Annotated in this window: 18 protein-coding genes; 8 read left to right on the top strand and 10 right to left on the bottom strand. The window is 65.2% G+C overall.

The annotated features are described in order from the left end of the window. Positions 1 to 22 precede the first annotated feature (22 nt). The 8 genes from rseP to rpsB form a co-directional block, all read right to left on the bottom strand. Positions 23 to 1,375 (bottom strand): sigma E protease regulator RseP, encoded by a 1,353-nt coding sequence (gene rseP, locus H681_RS07595; protein WP_015476265.1) that lies wholly within the window; start codon positions 1,373 to 1,375, stop codon positions 23 to 25. A 16-nt stretch (positions 1,376 to 1,391) separates the two neighbouring features. Then, the gene (ispC, locus tag H681_RS07590; RefSeq protein ID WP_015476264.1) at positions 1,392 to 2,582 is read right to left on the bottom strand and encodes a 1-deoxy-D-xylulose-5-phosphate reductoisomerase; all 1,191 of its coding nucleotides are present in this window, start codon (positions 2,580 to 2,582) and stop codon (positions 1,392 to 1,394) included. After that, complete coding sequence (locus tag H681_RS07585; protein ID WP_015476263.1) at positions 2,579 to 3,394, bottom strand: phosphatidate cytidylyltransferase; 816 nt, start codon at positions 3,392 to 3,394, stop codon at positions 2,579 to 2,581. The genes ispC and H681_RS07585 overlap by 4 nt, the downstream gene beginning before the upstream one ends. Further along, the gene (gene uppS / locus H681_RS07580) at positions 3,388 to 4,143 is read right to left on the bottom strand and encodes a polyprenyl diphosphate synthase (RefSeq protein ID WP_015476262.1); all 756 of its coding nucleotides are present in this window, start codon (positions 4,141 to 4,143) and stop codon (positions 3,388 to 3,390) included. The genes H681_RS07585 and uppS overlap by 7 nt, the downstream gene beginning before the upstream one ends. Before the next feature lie 16 nt (positions 4,144 to 4,159). Then, a complete protein-coding gene (gene frr / locus H681_RS07575) occupies positions 4,160 to 4,717 on the bottom strand; it encodes a ribosome recycling factor (RefSeq protein WP_015476261.1) in 558 nt (185 codons plus the stop codon). Position 4,718: 1 nt separating this feature from the next. After that, the gene (pyrH, locus tag H681_RS07570) at positions 4,719 to 5,456 is read right to left on the bottom strand and encodes a UMP kinase (protein ID WP_015476260.1); all 738 of its coding nucleotides are present in this window, start codon (positions 5,454 to 5,456) and stop codon (positions 4,719 to 4,721) included. Between the two features lie 205 nt (positions 5,457 to 5,661). Continuing rightward, positions 5,662 to 6,531 (bottom strand): translation elongation factor Ts, encoded by an 870-nt coding sequence (gene tsf, locus H681_RS07565; protein WP_015476259.1) that lies wholly within the window; start codon positions 6,529 to 6,531, stop codon positions 5,662 to 5,664. A 124-nt stretch (positions 6,532 to 6,655) separates the two neighbouring features. Then, entirely contained in the window at positions 6,656 to 7,396 is a 741-nt protein-coding gene (gene rpsB / locus H681_RS07560) for a 30S ribosomal protein S2 (protein WP_015476258.1), read from the bottom strand. Between the two features lie 299 nt (positions 7,397 to 7,695). On the opposite strand from rpsB, the gene map reads away from it, so the two are divergent. From map to dapC, 3 genes are all read left to right on the top strand, one after another. Beyond that, the gene (gene map, locus H681_RS07555) at positions 7,696 to 8,478 is read left to right on the top strand and encodes a type I methionyl aminopeptidase (RefSeq protein WP_015476257.1); all 783 of its coding nucleotides are present in this window, start codon (positions 7,696 to 7,698) and stop codon (positions 8,476 to 8,478) included. Between the two features lie 329 nt (positions 8,479 to 8,807). Further along, positions 8,808 to 11,507 (top strand): [protein-PII] uridylyltransferase, encoded by a 2,700-nt coding sequence (locus H681_RS07550; protein WP_015476256.1) that lies wholly within the window; start codon positions 8,808 to 8,810, stop codon positions 11,505 to 11,507. A 39-nt stretch (positions 11,508 to 11,546) separates the two neighbouring features. Beyond that, on the top strand, positions 11,547 to 12,743 hold the full coding sequence (gene dapC / locus H681_RS07545) for a succinyldiaminopimelate transaminase (RefSeq protein WP_015476255.1): 1,197 nt from the start codon (positions 11,547 to 11,549) through the stop codon (positions 12,741 to 12,743). Between the two features lie 110 nt (positions 12,744 to 12,853). Here the strand turns inward: dapC and H681_RS07540 are convergent, their stop codons facing one another. Beyond that, a complete protein-coding gene (locus H681_RS07540; protein ID WP_015476254.1) occupies positions 12,854 to 14,515 on the bottom strand; it encodes a Na+/H+ antiporter in 1,662 nt (553 codons plus the stop codon). 163 nt (positions 14,516 to 14,678) lie between these two features. On the opposite strand from H681_RS07540, the gene H681_RS07535 reads away from it, so the two are divergent. The 5 genes from H681_RS07535 to H681_RS07515 all read left to right on the top strand — a co-directional run bounded on the left by H681_RS07535 (position 14,679) and on the right by H681_RS07515 (position 18,461). Continuing rightward, positions 14,679 to 15,038: an ArsC family reductase gene (locus tag H681_RS07535; RefSeq protein WP_015476253.1), complete on the top strand. Its 360-nt coding sequence runs from the start codon at positions 14,679 to 14,681 to the stop codon at positions 15,036 to 15,038. Positions 15,039 to 15,049: 11 nt separating this feature from the next. Further along, positions 15,050 to 15,676, top strand: a complete 627-nt coding sequence (locus H681_RS07530) for a LysE family translocator (protein WP_015476252.1) — start codon at positions 15,050 to 15,052, stop codon at positions 15,674 to 15,676. A 43-nt stretch (positions 15,677 to 15,719) separates the two neighbouring features. After that, positions 15,720 to 16,754, top strand: a complete 1,035-nt coding sequence (dapD, locus tag H681_RS07525; RefSeq protein ID WP_015476251.1) for a 2,3,4,5-tetrahydropyridine-2,6-dicarboxylate N-succinyltransferase — start codon at positions 15,720 to 15,722, stop codon at positions 16,752 to 16,754. Positions 16,755 to 16,848: 94 nt separating this feature from the next. Continuing rightward, positions 16,849 to 18,054, top strand: coding sequence for an aminotransferase class V-fold PLP-dependent enzyme (locus H681_RS07520; protein WP_015476250.1), 1,206 nt, complete (start codon positions 16,849 to 16,851; stop codon positions 18,052 to 18,054). After that, entirely contained in the window at positions 18,051 to 18,461 is a 411-nt protein-coding gene (locus H681_RS07515) for a SufE family protein (protein ID WP_015476249.1), read from the top strand. Before H681_RS07520 ends, H681_RS07515 begins: the two co-directional genes overlap by 4 nt. 79 nt (positions 18,462 to 18,540) lie before the next feature. Here the strand turns inward: H681_RS07515 and tcdA are convergent, their stop codons facing one another. Beyond that, positions 18,541 to 19,347 (bottom strand): tRNA cyclic N6-threonylcarbamoyladenosine(37) synthase TcdA, encoded by an 807-nt coding sequence (gene tcdA, locus H681_RS07510; RefSeq protein ID WP_015476248.1) that lies wholly within the window; start codon positions 19,345 to 19,347, stop codon positions 18,541 to 18,543. Positions 19,348 to 19,558 lie beyond the last annotated feature (211 nt).

Raw genomic sequence — 19,558 nt, 5'->3', positions numbered from 1 at the left:
AGATCCGAAATTCAACGGCGCGTTACAGTCGACTCAGATCGTTGACCAGGGCCAGCAACATGACCCCCACGACCAGGCTGATGCCGATCTGCATCCCCCAAGCCTGGACCCGTTCCGACAGCGGGCGACCTCGCACCCACTCGACCAGGTAGAACAGCAGATGCCCGCCATCTAGCACGGGAATCGGCAACAGGTTGAGAACCCCCAAACTGATACTCAGATAGGCGAGGAAATGCAGAAAATCCCCCACGCCGGACTGGGCTGAAGCGCCCGCCACTTTAGCAATGGTTATCGGCCCGCTCAAGTTTTTTACCGAGAGCTGCCCGAGCACCATTTTCTTTAGAGAATCCAGAGTTAGCAGGCTCATCGACCAGGTTCGAGAGAGTGCCTGCCCGACTGCGTCCACCGGTCCGTAGCTGATTTCGCGAAGCATTTCCGCCGGCCACTGGCCACCCGCGACCCCTGCCCCGAGGTATCCGGTACGGGCCTTGCCCTCCCCTTTCGCCGCCAGGGTCAGCGCGACGTCCTGTCGCTGTCCAGCACGCTCGATGCCCAGCACGATGCGCTCTTCGGGACGGGCACGGACCTTGTCCACCACCTGCTGCCAATCGTCCACAGACTGGCCATCGACACTCAGCAGACGATCGCCGACCTTGAGCCCGGCCGCCTTGGCCGGTCCCTTCTCGTCGAGCTCCGCCAGGAGCGGCACGATGGCGGGACGCCACGGCCGAATCCCCAATCCGGCAATGGGATCGGGATTGTCGGCGCTCTTCAGCCAGGCATCGAGATGCAGTTGACGCACCACTGGCACGGAGGAACCCGGCTCGAGCACAGAAACGCTCAGCTCCCCGGTTTCGCCGAGACGGCGCACCAGTTGCAGATTGACGCCATTCCAGCCTTCCACCGCCTTGCCATCGACGGCCACGACTTCCTGGCCGGCAGCCAGGCCACCCAGCGCCGCGGGGCTGTCGGCAACGATGGAACCGATGACGGGCTTGATCTGCTGGCTGCCCAGCATCGCCAGCACCCAGAAGAACAGGATTGCCAGGAGGAAGTTCGCCACCGGTCCGGCGGCGACGATGGCAATGCGCTGAAAGACCGGTTTGCGATTGAAGGCGTGGTCGAGCAGTTCCGGCGGAACATCGCCCTCGCGCTCATCGAGCATCTTGACGTAGCCGCCCAGCGGTATGGCGGCGACGACGAACTCGGTTCCCTGGCGATCGTGCCAACGCACCAACGGCGTACCGAATCCCACGGAGAAACGCAGCACTTTCACGCCACAGCGGCGCGCCACCCAGAAATGCCCAAATTCGTGGAAGGTAACCAGCACACCCAGTGCGACCAACAGGCCGACGATCATGTAGAGGGCGCTCATCACTATCTCCTGGGCGTCAACGCCCGCGTTCCTGCAACCACGCCTGCGCGGCGTCACGTGCGCGCCGATCGGCCGCCAGCACCGCATCGAGGGTTTCGACCGGGGCGTGCGCCTCGCGGTTCAGCACGTCTTCGATGATAACCGCGATATCGGTGAAGAGGATGCGTCGTTCGAGGAAGGCCGCCACCGCGACTTCATTGGCGGCGTTGAGCATGGCCGGGACGCTGCCACCGACTTCAGCCGCCTGTCGGGCCAGGCGCAGACAGGGGAAACGCCGTTCGTCCGGCGGACAGAAGTCCAGTCGGGCGATGGCGAACAGATCCAGCGGCGAAACCCCGGAGTCGATCCGCTGCGGCCAGGCCAGCGCATGGGCGATGGGGGTACGCATGTCCGGATTGCCCAGCTGCGCGAGCACCGAGCCGTCCACATAGTCCACCAGGGAATGAATGACGCTCTGTGGATGGATCACCACCTCGACCTTCGACGGCGGCGCATCGAACAACCAGCAGGCCTCGATCAGCTCCAATCCCTTGTTCATCATGCTGGCGGAGTCGACGGAGATCTTCCGTCCCATCGACCAGTTGGGATGGGCGCAGGCCTGCTCAGGAGAAACGTCCGACAGAGCCTCCAGAGGCGTCTCACGGAATGGACCGCCCGAGGCCGTCAACAGAATCCGACGCACCCCAACCTCGCCGAGACCGCGCGCGTAGTCCCGGGGCATGCACTGGAAGATCGCATTGTGCTCACTGTCGATCGGCAGCAGCACCGCACCACTGCAACGCACAGCATCCATGAACAGCGCACCGGACATCACCAGCGCTTCCTTGTTGGCCAGCAGCACCCGCTTGCCGGCCTCGACGGCGGCCAGCGTGGGCTTCAGCCCGGCGGCACCGACGATGGCCGCCATGACGGCATCCACCTCGGGATGGCTGGCAATCTCGCACAGCCCCGCCTCGCCGACGAGCACCCGAGTCTCCAATCCCGCCGCCAGCAGGCCGCCCTGCAGGTGCCGGGCCTGATTAGCCTCCGGCACGACAGCGAAACGCGGACGATGCTGCAGGCACAGCGCTTCCAGCTCAGCGAGCCGAGAGAAGCCGCTCAGGGCGAAGACACGGTAGCGACCGGGATGGCGAGCGATGACGTCGAGGGTACTGAGGCCGATCGAACCGGTCGCCCCCAGCACGGTGATCCACTGCGGACGGTTCACGGCGTACCCCAGCCCACGGCCCAGAGCAGCGCGGTGAACACCGGGATCGCCGCAGTCAGGCTGTCGATTCGATCCAGCACGCCACCATGCCCCGGCAGCAGATTACTGCTGTCCTTGAGGCCGGACTGGCGCTTGAACATGCTTTCGGTCAGGTCGCCAATGACCGACAGGGCCACCACGATGGCCGCGCACGGCAGTGCCAGCAGCAGCTCGCGGACGCTCCAGTCGCGGTAGATGGAGACGGCGACGGTGATCGCCAGGCACAGCGCCATGCCACCGAAGAAACCTTCCCAGCTCTTGCCCGGACTGACCCGTGGCGCCAGCTTGCGCTTGCCAAAGGCCTTGCCGGAGAAATAGGCGCCGATATCGGCGGCCCAGACCAACACCATCACCGCGACGATCAGCCAGTTGGCCAGCGGCCACTGCTTGAGCAGCACCAGCCCCTGCCAGGCCGGCACCAGGATCAGCAGGCCGATCAGCAGGCGGCGCCAGCGGCCACCCCAGCTCGACGCGCTATCCGGATAGGTCAGCACCATGATGGTCGCCAGCAGCCACCAGAGCAACGCCAGCACCAGCACCGCCCCGGCCAGTTGCGGCAGCCAGGAGAGGGTGAACATCAGCGCGGCCACCACGGCGGCATAGCCAACCCGTGCGGGCTGCTCGTTGTAACCCGCCAGGCGCGCCCATTCCCAGGCACCGAGACTGACCACCAGACCGATGAACAGCGAGAACGCCGCCCCATCGAGGAGGAAGAAACCACCCAGCGCGACCGGCAACAGGACCAGCGCCGTGATGATTCGTTGTTTCAACATGTCGGGGGAGCCTCGGCCTCGACCTGATCGCTGGTCTTGCCGAAGCGACGCTGGCGAGAGGCGTAGTCGACCAGCGCAGCCTGCATGGCATCGCGCTTGAAGTCGGGCCAGTAGAGATCGGAGAAATACAGCTCGGCATACGCCAGCTGCCAGAGAAGGAAGTTGCTGATGCGATGTTCGCCGCCGGTACGGATGCACAGGTCGGGCAACGGCTGGTCACCGGTGGAGAGACAACCCTGGATCAGTTCCGGGGTGATCTCATCCGGCGCCAGATGACCGGCCTGCACCTCGCGAGCGAGCCGCTGGGCAGCCTGGGTGATGTCCCACTGGCCGCCATAGTTGGCCGCCACCTGCAGCAGCATGGCGGAGCCATTGGCCGTCAGGTTTTCCGCCTCGCGCATCGCCGTTTGCAACTCGGGGGCGAAACGGCTGCGATCGCCGATGATCCGCAGGCGAATGCCGTTGGCGCTGAGCTTGCGCACCTCACGGCGCAAGGCCATGAGGAACAGCTCCATCAGCGCGCCGACCTCATCGGCCGGGCGCTGCCAGTTCTCGCTGGAGAAGGCGAACAGCGTCAGCACTTCGACGCCCGCCTCGGCACAGGTCTTGATCACCGCGCGAACGGCATCCACACCCGCCTTGTGCCCGGCGACACCGGGCATCAGGCGTTTCTTCGCCCAGCGGTTGTTGCCATCCATGATGATCGCCACGTGCCGAGGCACGGGCGTCACCTGCTTGGTCTTTTCCATGACGAGAACCCGGCCGTCAGACGGCCATCAGATCCGCTTCCTTGGCCTCGAGGGCCTTTTCGATCTCGGCGACGAACTTGTCGGTGATCTTCTGCACATCATCACCAGCACGACGCTCGTCGTCCTCGCTGATTTCCTTCTCTTTCTGCAGGTCCTTCAGTTGAGCCAGGGCATCGCGACGGATGTTGCGCACGGAAACGCGAGCCTGCTCGGCCTCGGCACGGGCCTGCTTGGTGAAGCCCTTGCGGGTTTCCTCGGTCAGGGCCGGCATCGGAACGCGAATGGTGGTGCCGGCGGTCGCCGGGTTCAGGCCCAGGTCGGAGGTCATGATGGCCTTCTCGACCGCCTGGATCATGCTCTTGTCGAACACGCTCAGGGCCAGGGTGCGGGAATCTTCCACGGTGACGTTGGCGACCTGGCGCAGCGGGGTATCGGAACCGTAGTAGGACACCATGACGCTATCCAGGATGCTCGGATGAGCACGGCCGGTACGAATCTTGGCGAAGGCGTGGCCCAGGGCTTCCAGGGTTTTGCCCATGCGATCCTGCGCTTCCTTCTTGATCTCGTTGATCATCTCAATCCTCCTCGATCAGGGTGCCTTCAGCACCACCTACAACAATATTCAGCAGCGCGCCGGGCTTGTTCATGTTGAACACACGCAGCGGCATTTTCTGGTCCCGGCACAGGCAGATGGCGGTGAGGTCCATCACACCCAGCTTGCGATCGAGCACTTCATCGTACGTCAGACGTTCGAATTTCTCGGCATTCGGGTCCTTGAACGGGTCGGCAGTGTACACGCCGTCCACCTTGGTCGCCTTGAGTACTACGTCAGCATCTATTTCGATGGCGCGCAGGCAGGCGGCGGAGTCGGTGGTGAAGAACGGGTTGCCGGTACCGGCGGAGAAGATCACGACCTCGCCGCTGTTCAGGTGGCGCATGGCCTTGCGGCGGTCGTAATGATCGGTGACGCCGACCATGGAAATGGCCGACATGACGATGGCGGTGATGTTCGAACGCTCCAGCGCATCGCGCATGGCCAGGCCGTTCATCACGGTGGCCAGCATGCCCATGTGGTCGCCGGTAACGCGGTCCATGCCCGCCGCGGACAGCGCCGCGCCACGGAACAGGTTGCCACCGCCGATGACCAGGCCGACCTGGACACCGATCCCCACGAGCTGGCCGATTTCCAGGGCCATCCGATCGAGCACCTTGGGGTCGATGCCGAATTCCTCGGCCCCCATCAGGGCTTCGCCGCTCAGTTTTAGAAGAATGCGTTTATAGCGAGGTTGACGAGCGCTCAGCTGCTGAGCCATGACCTATTTCTCCTGCGGCGATTGAATGCTTGGCGCCCACGGCGCCTTGGTTTGGAAGCGTGGACCCGCCACGCTTACGGCGCTGTCAACCCGCCGTGCGGGCCTGCGCTGTGGAAACCGCCCCATTTGGCTTCCCCAGTTTGGCAAAGAGGCCGCGCGCGTTAGCGGGCAGCCTCTTGCGGGGCGACAGTCGTGAGACCGTCTATTACTGCTTGGAAGCGGCTACTTGAGCAGCAACCTCGGCAGCGAAGTCGGCTTCGGCCTTCTCGATGCCTTCGCCTACTTCATAACGAATGAAGGAAACGATTTCGGCGCCGGCTTTCTTGGCCAGTTCACCGACCTTGACTTCCGGATCCTTGACGAACGCCTGCTCGACCAGGCTGGCCTCGGCCAGGAACTTCGAGATACGGCCTTTGACCATGTTCTCGACGATATTCTCCGGCTTGCCGGCGATCTTGTCGGCGTTCAGAGCCAGGAAGATTTCCTTCTCCTTGGCAACGGCTTCTTCGGAAACCTGCGACGGATCGAGGAACTGCGGGTTGCTGGCAGCGATGTGCATGGCGATGTCGCGAGCCAGGTCAGCGTTGCCGCCCTTCAGGGTGACCAGAACGCCGATGCGGTGGCCGTGCAGGTAGGCGCCAACCACGTCACCTTCGGCGCGAGCCAGACGACGGATGTTGACGTTTTCGCCGCACTTGGCGACCAGGGCTTCACGGGCCGGCTCTTGTTCCGCGATCAGCGGAGCGGCATCGGTCAGCTTCTGGGCAAAAGCCTTGTCCAGGCAAGCAGCCACGAAGCCTTTGAAGTCATCCTGCAGGGCCAGGAAGTCGGTCTGCGAGTTGACTTCGATGATGGTAGCGGCCTTGGCGTCATCAGCCACTTTAACGGCGATGGAGCCTTCGGCGGCGATGTTGCCAGCCTTCTTGGCAGCCTTGATGGCGCCGGAAGCGCGCATGTCGTCGATGGCCTTCTCGATATCGCCTTCGGCGGCTACCAGGGCCTTCTTGCACTCCATCATGCCCTGGCCGGTACGCTCACGCAGTTCCTTGACCAGTGCTGCAGTAATTTCTGCCATTTCGAAATCCTCTTGAGTTGCTCTCAAAACCAGATCGCCCGGATGCCCGGGCGGAATTACAGGGTGGCAAAAAGGGGGCCTAGCCCCCTTTCCGCGCACCACAGGACGTCTGGACGTCCTGGAATCAGCCTTCGGCGGATTCGGCCGGCGCTTCTTCTACGAACTCGTCAGCAGTCACGCCACCGGCGCTCTTGCCACGCAGTACGGCTTCGGCCATGGAGCCCAGGTACAGCTGTACGGCGCGGATGGCGTCGTCGTTACCCGGGATAACATAGTCAACGCCTTCCGGGCTGCTGTTGGTATCGACGATGCCGATGACCGGGATGCCCAGCTTGTTGGCTTCGGTGATAGCAATGCGCTCGTGGTCGACGTCGATCACGAACAGAGCGTCCGGCAGGCCGCCCATGTCCTTGATGCCGCCCAGGCTGCGATCCAGTTTTTCCAGATCACGGGAGCGCATCAGGGCTTCTTTCTTGGTCAGCTTGGCGAAGGTGCCGTCCTGAGCCTGGGTTTCCAGCTCGCGCAGACGCTTGATCGACTGACGGATGGTCTTGTAGTTGGTGAGCATGCCGCCCAGCCAACGGTGGTCGACGTACGGCATGCCGCAACGGGCAGCTTCTTCGCGAACGATCTTGCCGGCGGAACGCTTGGTGCCGACGAACAGGATCTTGTTCTTGCCCTGGGCCAGGCGCTCAACGAAGGTCAGGGCCTCGTTGAACATCGGCAGGGTTTTTTCGAGGTTGATGATGTGGATCTTGTTACGCGCGCCGAAAATGAACTTGCCCATTTTCGGGTTCCAGTAACGGGTCTGGTGGCCGAAGTGCACACCGGCCTTCAGCATATCGCGCATATTGACTTGGGACATGATAGTTCCTCGATAAGTCGGGTTAGGCCTCCATGCATCCCAACGGCCAACCCTCCGAACCAGTCGAAAGGCACCCAGGCCATCGTGTCGATGCATGTGTGGGTTAATGCCTCGAAACGGCCGTAGCCTTCGAAGCGGGGCGCTTTATACCACAACCCCGGGCTCAGCGAAACCCGAACAGACATCCGGCACCACCCGACCACCCTGCCGTCCCTTATATAGGAGACCGCCAAGTCTGATAGACTTGCGTATTCCTCTCATTTGACCCGCGCGTACGCTGCGCCTGATAGAGAAATCGCATGACCGTTACCATCAAGACGCCCGAAGACATCGAGAAAATGCGCGTCGCCGGCCGTCTGGCCGCCGAAGTGCTGGAAATGATCGGCGAGCACGTCAAGCCTGGCGTCACCACCGACGAACTGGACCGCATCTGCCACGACTACATTGTCAACGTGCAGAAGGCCATTCCCGCGCCGCTGAACTACAAGGGCTTCCCCAAGTCCATCTGCACCTCGATCAACCACGTGGTGTGCCACGGTATCCCCAACGACAAGCCGCTCAAGGAAGGCGATATCGTCAACCTCGATATCACCGTGATCAAGGACGGCTACCACGGCGACACCAGCAAGATGTTCCTGGTCGGCAAGACCCCGGAATGGGCTGACCGCCTGTGCCAGATCACCCAGGAATGCATGTACAAGGGCATCGACGTGGTCAAGCCGGGTGCGCGCCTGGGCGACATCGGCGAAGTGATCCAGAAGTACGCCGAGAAGAACGGCTTCTCGGTGGTGCGCGAGTACTGCGGCCACGGCATCGGCAAGGTGTTCCACGAGGAGCCCCAGGTGCTGCACTACGGCCGCGCCGGCACCGGCCTGGAGCTCAAGGAAGGCATGATCTTCACCATCGAGCCGATGATCAACCAGGGCCGCCCGGAAACCCGCCTGCTGGGCGACGGCTGGACCGCCATCACCAAGGACCGCAAGCTGTCCGCGCAGTGGGAGCACACCGTGCTGGTCACCGCCGACGGCTACGAGATCCTGACCCTGCGCAACGACGAAAGCTTCCCGCGTACCTCGGTCTGAATGATTGTTCAAAATCTTGCGAGCTAGAGCAGAACAAGGCGCAACGACCAGCGGGAGTAACAGCCACAGGCTGGCCCGAAGGGTGAGCGCCAGCGAATCAAACAGGCGAGGACGCGGAGTTTACGTGCTGTAAATGAGCAGTCCTCGCCTGTTTTTAACGCAGTTATGCCGACGCGCAGCAGATTTTGTGTGGTTTGCAATCTCGCCGACGGCTGGGTAGAACATACAAATCCCGGCCCGGCACAGCCATCGGGCCTGGCGCCAAGCGCACAGGCCCGGTTGCCCTCTTGCCCCTGCCCTCCCCTAAGCCATTGATCAGGAAGGCCGCCATGCCGCAGGTGGATCCCGAGTTGTTCGACCGTGGGCAGTTCCAGGCGGAACTGGCCCTCAAATCCAGCCCCATCGCCGCCTTCAAGAAGGCCATTCGTCAGGCCAACGAGGTGCTCGACGCCCGCTTCAATGGCGGCCGCGACATCCGCCGGCTGATCGAGGACCGCGCCTGGTTCGTCGACCAGATCCTGCAGCGGGCCTGGAATCGCTTCGACTGGGGCGACGACGCCGACATCGCGCTGGTCGCCGTGGGCGGCTACGGGCGCGGCGAACTGCACCCGCACTCGGACATCGACCTGCTGATCCTGCTCGACAGCGAGGACCAGGAGACTTTCCGCGAGCCCATCGAAGGCTTCCTCACCCTGCTCTGGGACATCGGCCTGGAAGTCGGCCAGAGCGTGCGCTCGGTGGCCGAGTGTGCCGAGGAGGCCCGCGCCGACCTCACCGTGGTCACCAACCTGATGGAGTGCCGGACCATCTCCGGCCCCGACAACCTGCGCCTGCGCATGCTCGACGCCACCAGCGCGCAGCAGATGTGGCCCAGCGGACAGTTCTACCTGGCCAAGCGCAAGGAACAGATCCACCGCCACACCAAATACAACGACACCGAATACAACCTCGAGCCCAACGTGAAGGGCTCGCCCGGCGGCCTGCGCGACATCCAGACGCTGCTCTGGGTCGCCCGCCGCCATTTTGGCAGCCTCAACCTGCATGCCCTGGTGCGCGAGGGCTTCCTGGTCGAGAGCGAATGCTCGGTGCTGGCCTCCAGCCAGGAGTTTCTCTGGAAGGTCCGCTACGCCCTGCACATGCTCGCTGGCCGCGCCGAAGACCGCCTGCTGTTCGACCACCAGCGCAGCATCGCGAAGATACTCGGCTACGAGGGCAACGACGCCAAGCTGGCGGTCGAGCGTTTCATGCAGAAGTACTACCGCGTGGTGATGGCGGTTTCCGAGCTGAACGACCTGATCACCCAGCACTTCGAGGAAGTGATACTGCGGGCCGGCGAGAACGGCCAGATCCAGTCGCTCAACAGCCGCTTCCAACTGCGCGACGGCTACCTGGAAGTCACCCACGCCAACGTCTTCAAGCGCACCCCGTTCGCCCTGCTGGAAATCTTCGTACTGCTGGCCCAGCACCCGGAGATCAAAGGCGTGCGCGCCGATACCATCCGCCTGCTGCGCGACAGCCGGCATCTGATCGACGACGACTTCCGCCACGACATCCGCAACACCAGCCTGTTCATCGAGCTGTTCAAGTGCCAGGAAGGCATCCACCGCAACCTGCGGCGGATGAACCGCTACGGCATCCTCGGCCGCTACCTGCCGGAGTTCGGCCTGATCGTCGGGCAGATGCAGCACGACCTGTTCCACATCTATACGGTCGACGCCCACACCCTCAATCTGATCAAGCACCTGCGCAAGCTACGCCGCCCGGATATGGCGGAAAAGTACCCGCTGGCCAGCAAGATCATGGAGCGCCTGCCCAAGCCGGAGCTGATCTACATTGCCGGCCTGTATCACGACATCGCCAAGGGCCGCGGCGGCGACCATTCGGAACTCGGCGCGGTGGATGCCGAGCACTTCTGCCAGCGCCACCAGCTGCCGCCGTGGGACACCAACCTGGTGTCCTGGCTGGTGCAGAACCACCTGATCATGTCGACCACGGCCCAGCGCAAGGATTTGTCCGACCCGCAGGTGATCTACGACTTCGCCCAACTCATGGGCAACCAGACCTACCTCGACTACCTCTACGTGCTCACCGTGGCCGACATCAACGCCACCAACCCGACGCTGTGGAACTCCTGGCGCGCCAGCCTGCTGCGCCAGCTCTACACCGAGACCAAGCGCGCGCTGCGCCGCGGCCTGGAGAACCCGGTGGACCGCGAGGAGCAGATCCGCCAGACGCAGAGCGCGGCCATCGACATCCTGGTGCGCGGCGGCATCGACCAGGACGACGCCGAGCAGCTCTGGAGCCAGCTGGGCGACGACTACTTCCTGCGCCACACCGCCGCCGACGTGGCCTGGCACACCGAGGCCATCCTCCAGCACCCGGACGACGGCACCCCACTGGTACTGATCAGGGAAACCGCCCAGCGCGAGTTCGAAGGTGGCACGCAGATCTTCATTTACGCCGCCGACCAGCACGACTTCTTCGCCGTGACCGTGGCGGCGATGGACCAGCTCAACCTGAACATCCAGGATGCGCGGATCATCACCTCGACCAGCCTGTTCACCCTCGACACCTACATCGTGCTCGACGCCGATGGTGGTTCGATCGGTGACAATCCCGCCCGTGTCGCTGAAATTCGCGAAGGCCTGGTGAGTGCCCTGAAGGACCCGGACGAGTACCCGACCATCATCCAGCGCCGCGTACCGCGCCAGCTCAAGCACTTCGCCTTCGCCCCGCAGGTGACCATCTCCACCGACGCGGCCCGCCAGGTCAGCGTACTGGAAGTCACCGCGCCGGACCGTCCCGGCCTGCTGGCGCGCATCGGCGGGCTGTTCCTGGACTTCGACCTGTCGGTACAGAACGCCAAGATCGCCACCCTGGGCGAGCGCGTGGAGGACGTGTTCTTCGTCACCGATGCGCACAACCAGCCGCTCTCCGACCCAGATTTGTGCAAACGCATCCAGACCGCCCTGGTGGACATCCTCTCGGACAGCGGCCAGTACACCATGCCGGTGCGCATCAGCATCTAAGCCGTCTTTTGTAAGAATCAAGATAGAAAGAGCCTTGCCATGAATCCTGCCCTCGACTCGCTCCAGCCCTACCCCTTCGAGAAGCTCCGCGCCCTGCTGGCCGGCGCCCAGCCGCCGGCGGAGCTGAAGCCCATCGCGCTGTCCATCGGCGAGCCCAAGCACCGCTCGCCGGACTTCGTCGCCAAGGCCCTGGCCGACAACCTCGACCAGTTGGCGGTCTACCCGACCACCCTGGGCATTCCCGCCCTGCGCGAAGCCATCGCCGCATGGTGCGAGCGCCGCTTCAAGGTGCCGGCCGGCTGGCTGGACGCCGCGCGCCACGTGCTGCCGGTGAACGGCACCCGTGAGGCGCTGTTCGCCTTCACCCAGACCGTGGTGGACCGCAACGCCAAGGGCCTGGTGATCAGCCCGAATCCGTTCTACCAGATCTACGAAGGTGCGGCCCTGCTGGCCGGTGCCGAGCCGCACTACCTGCCCTGCCTGGAAGACAACGGCTTCAACCCGGACTTCGACGCCGTGCCGGCGGAGGTGTGGGCGCGCTGCCAGATCCTCTTCCTCTGCTCGCCGGGCAACCCCACCGGTGCTCTGGTGCCGCTGGAGACCCTGAAGAAGCTGATCGCCCTGGCCGACGAACACGACTTCGTGATCGCCGCCGACGAGTGCTACAGCGAGCTGTACTTCGACGAGCAGAACCCACCAGCCGGCCTGCTGACCGCCTGCGCCGAACTGGGCCGCTCGGATTTTGCGCGCTGCGTGGTGTTCCACAGCCTGTCCAAGCGCTCCAACCTGCCGGGCCTGCGTTCGGGCTTCGTCGCCGGTGACGCCGAGGTGCTGAAGAAATTCCTCCTGTACCGCACCTACCACGGCTGCGCCATGCCGGTTCAAACCCAACTGGCCAGCGTCGCGGCCTGGAAGGACGAGGATCACGTGCGCGCCAACCGCGACCTGTACCGCGAGAAGTTCGACGCTGTGCTGGACATCCTCGGCGGCGTGCTCGACGTGCAACGCCCGGACGGCAGCTTCTACCTGTGGGCCAAGACCCCGGTCGCCGACACCGAGTTCTGCCGCGGCCTGTTCGATGCGCAGCACGTTACCGTGGTGCCGGGCTCCTACCTGTCCCGCGAGGTGAACGGCGAGAACCCCGGCGCCAACCGCGTGCGCATGGCGCTGGTGGCTCCGCTGGCCGAATGCGTGGAAGCGGCCGAGCGGATCAAGCGCTACGTACAGGGCCTGTAAAGCTGCACACCCTGTAGGAACGAGCTTGCTCGCGAACGGATTCCTGCCGGACACCGGTGCCAGGCGGTTCGCGAAGCAAGCTCGCCCCTGCGAAAGCAATCAAAGCCTGTTTACACCCACCGCCCCGCCTTGCTGGTCACCCAGGCTTCCTGGGTGTCCAGCTCCCCCAGCACCTCGCGCAGAGTCTCGTCGTCGATCTCGTGCTCGCGGCGCATCCGGTACAGCTCCAGCCGCTGCGCGCGCAGCGCCTTGATGCGCAGCGCCTGATCGGCGAGTTCCAGACTGCGGGCTCGCTCGCGGGCCTCCAGGCTGTCCGGAGCAGGATCCAGCTGATGGCGGTATTCGGCCATCAGCTTCGCCTTGACCTCAGCCAACCGCGCCGTTACCTCGGCATCGGTGTTTTCCCTGGCTGGCAGCTCCTCGCTTTCCAGCATGCGGATCGCCGCCACCGCAGTCTTGCGCCAGACCTGCCCCACCTCCAGCTCGCGGCGGTCATTGCTGGCCGCCGGCAGTCCGCGCAGCAGGATCGGCAGGCCGATGGTCGCCGCCAGCAACGACACCAGGATCACTCCGGCGGCGATGAAGATGATCAGATCGCGCTGCGGAAACGGCGAGCCATCCCCCAGCAGCAACGGCACCGAGAGCACGCCCGCCAGGGTCACCGCCCCGCGCACCCCGCCCAGCGCGGAAATGGCCGACAGCCGCAGGGTCGGCTCCCCCGGACGACCGCCCAGTTCGACGCCCCACCAGCGCTCGAAGCGCACCGCGACCTTCCAGTAGCACCAGACCCAGGCGAAACGCAGCAGCAGCAACGCCGCGAAGACCGCCAGCACATAGAACAGCAGTTGCGACGAATGCCAGAGCATGTCGTCGGCATGGTGCGCCACCGACTTGAGGATGTCGGGCAACTGCAGGCCGAGCAGGAGGAACACCACCCCGTTGAAGGCGAACTCCAGCATCGACCACACGCTGCGGTTGAGCAGCCGGGTATTGGTCTGTCGCGGCAACAGGTCGACCCAGCTCTGCATCATGCCGGCCGCCACCGCGGCGAGGATGCCGGATACGCCCACCTCCTCGGCCACCATGTAGGAGGCGAACGGCAACAGCAGCATCAGCACCACGTGGGTCGCCGGATCGTCCCAGCCGCGACGGATCATCCAGCCACGGATGCGCCCCAGCAGCCAGCTCAGCAGCACGCCGCAGGCCAGGCCGCCCACCGCCACCAGCAGGAACGACAGGCTGGCATCCATCAGCGAGAAGGTTCCGGTCATGGCGGCGGCGATGGCGAACTTGAACGCCACCAGGCCCGAGGCATCGTTCATCAGCGCCTCGCCCTGCAGGACGTGCATCAAGCGCCTGGGCAGGCGATTCTGCGCAATGGCCGAGACCGCCAGCGCATCGGTGGGCGACAGCACCGCCGCCAGGGCGAAGGCCGCCGCCCAGGGAATCTCCGGTATCAACACGTGGATGAAGGCGCCACCGACCACCACCGTGACCAACACCAGGGCGAATGCCAGCGCCAGGATCGGCCCGCGCATCTTCCAGAACTCGCCCTTGGGCATGCGCCAGCCATCGACGAACAGCAGCGGTGGGATGAACAGGAACATGAAGAGTTCGGGATCGAGCGCCACGTGCAGCCCCAGACTCGGCCAGGCCAGCGCGGCGCCGGCGGCGATCTGGATCAATGGCAGCGGCAGCGGGATCAGCTGCGCGGCGAGCCGCGTGCCCCCGACGGTCAGCAGCAGGATCAGCACGGTGTAAACGGTTTGCATCGACGAACTCCCGGCACAGCGCTGCATTGAACCATCGGTGCAACGACGGATCAGCCTCCGGATCGGCAACAGACTGTTGCAATCCGCCGATTCCCCCGCCGGCATCCCGCAAGGCAACGGGAAGTGGCATAATCCCGCGCCTGAATAAAGCATGAAAAAGGAGATGCGCCCCGTGAGTCAGCGGACGCTGTATGGAATCAAGGCGTGCGACACCATGAAGAAAGCCCGCACCTGGCTGGACGAACATGGCGTCGAGTACGCATTCCACGACTACAAGACTAGCGGAATAGACCGCGCGCACCTGGAGCAATGGTGCGCCGAGCACGGTTGGGAAACCCTCCTGAACCGCGCCGGCACCACCTTCCGCAAGCTCGACGACGCCCGCAAAGCCGATCTCGACCAGGCCAAGGCCATCGAACTGATGCTCGCCCAGCCGTCGATGATCAAGCGCCCGGTTCTGGATCTGGGCGGCCGCACCCTGGTCGGCTTCAAGCCCGACAACTACGCCGCCGCGCTGGCCTGAGCCGTCCCGCCATGAGCATCGCCTGGGCCCTGTTCCTCCCCGCCTGCTTCGCCCTGAACCTGGCGCCGGGACCGAACAACCTGCTGTCGCTGAACAACGCCGCGCGCTTCGGCCTGCTGCGCGCGACCCTCGCCGGCAGCGGTCGCCTGCTGGCGTTCGCCGGCATGCTGGCCCTGGCCGCCTCCGGCCTGGCGCTGGTGCTGCAGACCTCGGCCTGGCTGTTCCTGGTGATCAAGGTGATTGGCGCCGCCTACCTGCTGTGGCTGGCCGTGCAACTCTGGCGCGCGCCCACCGCCGACCTGCAGGTGAATGGCGCCGCCGTCCCGGCCAGCAGCCTCTGGCGCCTGACGCGCCAGGAGTTCTGGGTCGCCGCCGGCAATCCCAAGGCAATTTTGATCTTCACCGCCTTCCTGCCGCAGTTCGTCGATCCGCACCAGGCCGTGGCCGCCCAGTTCGCCCAGCTCGGTACGGCCTTCCTGCTGCTGGAATGGCTGGCCATCGCCCTCTACGGGCTTGCCGGGCTCCACCTCGGCAAGCTGCTCGCCGGCGCACGCGCCCGGCGCCTGTTCAACCGTGGTTGCGCCGCGCTGCTGGGCAGCGCCGGGCTGGGCCTGCTGCTCAGCCGTCGTCCGGCCTGACCGAATACCCTCTTCGAGATTCTCTTTTCAAGGAAGCACCCACATGTCGAAATCCCTGTTCAGCCTGGCCTTCGGTGTCGGCACCCAGAACCGCCAGGGCAACTGGCTGGAAGTCTTCTACGCACAGCCGCTGCTCAAGCCCAGCGCCGAACTGGTCGCCGCGATCAGCCCGCTGCTGGCCTATCAGGGCGGCAACCAGGCGATCGCCTTCACTGCCCACCAGGCCTACCAGCTGGCCGACGCCGTCAAGGGCGTCGATGCAGCCCAGGCCGCCCTGCTCAACCGCCTGGCCGAGAGCCAGAAGCCGCTGGTCGCCACCGTGCTGGCCGAAGACGCCGCCCCCACCTCCACCCCGGAGGCGTATCTCAAGCTGCACCTGCTGTCCCATCGCCTGGCCAAGCCGCACGGCCTGAACCTGACCGGCATCTTCCCGCTGCTGCCGAACGTGGCCTGGACCAACCAGGGCGCCGTCGACCTGGCCGAACTGGCCGAGCTGCAACTGGAGGCGCGCCTGAAGGGCAAGCTGCTGGAAGTCTTCTCCGTCGACAAGTTCCCGAAGATGACCGACTACGTGGTCCCGAGCGGCGTGCGCATCGCCGACACCGCTCGCGTGCGCCTGGGCGCCTACATTGGTGAAGGCACCACCGTGATGCACGAAGGCTTCGTCAACTTCAACGGCGGCACCGAAGGCCCGGGCATGATCGAAGGCCGCGTCTCCGCGGGCGTGTTCGTCGGCAAGGGCTCTGACCTGGGCGGCGGCTGCTCCACCATGGGCACCCTGTCCGGCGGCGGCAACATCGTCATCAGCGTCGGCGAAGGCTGCCTGATCGGCGCCAATGCCGGCATCGGCATTCCGCTGGGCGACCGCAACATCGTCGAAGCCGGCCTGTACGTCACCGCCGGCACCAAGATCGCCGTGCTGGACGACCAGAACAACCTGGTGAAAGTGGTCAAGGGCCGCGACCTGGCTGGCCAGCCGGACCTGCTGTTCCGCCGCAACTCCCAGACCGGCGCGGTCGAGTGCAAGACCAACAAGACCGCGATCGAACTGAACGAAGCGCTGCACGCGCACAACTAAGCTTGAGCACCCCGCTCGCGCGGGGTTCGCACTAAGCTTGAAAAACGGGGGCTGCGGCCCCCGTTTTCCATTTTCCGCAACCGGCCACACGCCCATGTCCATTCCCTCGCCCTGGCGCTCCGACTTCCCGGCCCTTGCCACCTTCGAGGCCGAAGGCCAGACCTACCTCGACAGCGCCGCCACCGCACAGAAGCCCCAGGCCATGATCGATGCCCTGGCCGGCTACTACGCCAGCGGCGCCGCCAACGTACACCGCGCCCAGCACCTGCCCGGCGAACGCGCCACCCGTGCCTTCGAGGCCACCCGCACCCTGGCGGCCAATTGGCTGAACGGCGGCAGCCCGGCGCAGATCATCTTCACCGGCGGCACCACCGAAGCGCTGAACCTGCTGGCCTATGGCCTGGAAAGCCAGTTCCAGACCGGCGACGAGATCGTCATCAGCGCCCTGGAGCACCACGCCAACCTGCTGCCCTGGCAACAACTGGCACTCCGACGCGGGCTGAAACTGGTGGTCCTGCCCCTGGATCGTAGCGGGCGCATCGACCTGGAGCGCGCCGCCAGCCTGATCGGCCCGCGCACTCGACTGCTCGCCGTCAGCCAGTTGTCCAACGTGCTCGGCACCTGGCAACCGCTGCCGGAACTGCTGCAGATGGCTCGGCGGCACGCTGCGTTGACCGTGGTCGACGGCGCCCAGGGCGTGGTCCACGGCCGGCACAACCTGTCCGCGCTGGGCTGCGACTTCTACGTCTGCTCCAGCCACAAGCTCTACGGCCCGGAAGGGCTCGGCCTGCTCTGGGGCCGCCCGGAGGCACTGGAACGCCTGGCGCACTGGCAGTTCGGCGGCGAGATGGTCCACGTGGCGGACTACTTCGACGCACAGTTCCACAACGCCCCCATCGGCTTCGAGGCGGGCACCCCGCCCATCGGCGCGGTCATCGCCCTGGGTGCCACGCTGGAATGGCTGGCGCGCCTGGACGGCGCCGAAGTCAGTGCCCACGAGGCCATCCTCCACGCCCGCCTGCTCGCCGGCCTGCGCGCCCGCGATGGCGTGCGCGTGCTGGGCGAGCCGGAAGTGGCGCTGGCCAGCTTCGTGGTGGAGGGCGTGCACGTCGCCGACCTCGGCCACCTGCTCACCGAGCAGGGCATCGCCGTACGCGCCGGGCACCACTGCGCCATGCCGCTGATGAAGACCCTGGATGTCGCCGGTGCCCTGCGAGTCTCCCTCGGCCTGTACAACGACGGCGCCGACCTGGAGCGTTTCTTCCACGCGCTGGACAGTGCCCTGGAGCTGCTGCAATGAACCTGCCCGCCGCTGCCGCCGAGGCGCTGCAGGCCTTCACCGCGCTGCAAGGCTGGGAGCAGCGCGCGCGCCTGCTGATGCAATGGGGTGAACGCCTGGAACCGCTGAGCGATACCGAGCGCAGCGACGAACAGCGCGTGCACGGCTGCGAGAGCAATGTCTGGCTGGTGGCGGATTCGCGCGCTGGCCGTTGGCACTTCCGCGCTTACAGCGATGCGCGCCTGCTGCGCGGGCTGCTGGCGTTGCTGCTGGTGCGGGTGGATGGCTTGCCGGGGCCGGAGCTGGCGGAGGTCGATCTGGCGGGCTGGTTCAACCAACTGGGGCTCGGCCGGCAGCTATCGCCCTCGCGCAGCAATGGCTTGAATGCGGTGCTCAAGCGGATGCAGGAGCTGATCGTAGATTTGTAGGAGCGAGCTTGCTCGCGAACCGCTTGATTCCGTAGCTGCCGGAACCCGTTCGCGAGCAAGCTCGCTCCTACAAGAGCATTCAGCCCGCAGCGCGCTCCGAGGGCCGACGCGCGCCGGCGACAATCTTGTCCACCGCCCGCGCCGCCGCGACCATGCCGAAGGTGGCGGTGACCATCATCACCGCGCCGAAGCCGCCGGCGCAATCCAGCTTCACCCCTTCGCCGACGAAGCTCTTGGACTGGCACACGGTGCCGTCCGGCTTCGGGTAACGCAGCTGCTCGGTGGAAAACACGCACTGCACGCTGTAATGCCGGCCCGGCGTGCGCGAGAAGTTGTAGTCGCGGCGCAGCGTCGAGCGGACCTTGGCGGCCAACGGATCGTTGAAGGTCTTGTTCAGGTCGGCGACCTGGATCTGCGTCGGGTCCACCTGCCCGCCCGCGCCACCGGTGGTGATGATCTGCAACTTGCGGCGCTTGCACCAGGCGATCAGCGCGGCCTTGGCGGCGACGCTGTCGATGCAGTCGATCACGCAGTCCAGCTCGGGAGTGATGTAGTCCGCCATCGTCTCGCGGGTGACGAAATCGGTGACAGCGTGTACGACGATACCAGGGTTGATCGCCTTCAGGCGCTCGGCCATCACCTCGACCTTGGGCTTGCCCACGGCGCCCTGCAGCGCATGCACCTGGCGATTGGTGTTGGTGACGCAAACGTCGTCCAGGTCGAACAGCGAAATCTCGCCCACGCCGCTGCGCGCCAGGGCCTCGGCCGCCCAGGAACCCACGCCGCCGATCCCGACCACCGCCACATGGCTGGCCGCCAGCCGCTCCAGGCCCTCACGGCCGTAAAGCCGGGCGATTCCGCCGAAACGCTGTTCATCCAGTTGCATCGCCCACACCTCGCATCGAAACGGCCGGCATTCTATAACGACCGGACTCCTGTAACGACCGGCCCCCTATAACAATCGGCCTGGGCCCGCCTGCAACAAAGCCCGATTGCCACAGTCTCAGTCACGCGCCTGCCCCACATTCTAAACTGTCGGAAAATGCCCACGAACGCCCGCGCGGCGGACCGCCGGCAACCTGTACAGCCCCCGGAGT

This window comes from Pseudomonas sp. ATCC 13867 (assembly GCF_000349845.1).
In the GTDB taxonomy this organism is placed as follows: Bacteria; Pseudomonadota; Gammaproteobacteria; order Pseudomonadales; family Pseudomonadaceae; genus Pseudomonas.
This window is presented reverse-complemented; position numbering and strand designations above follow the sequence as displayed.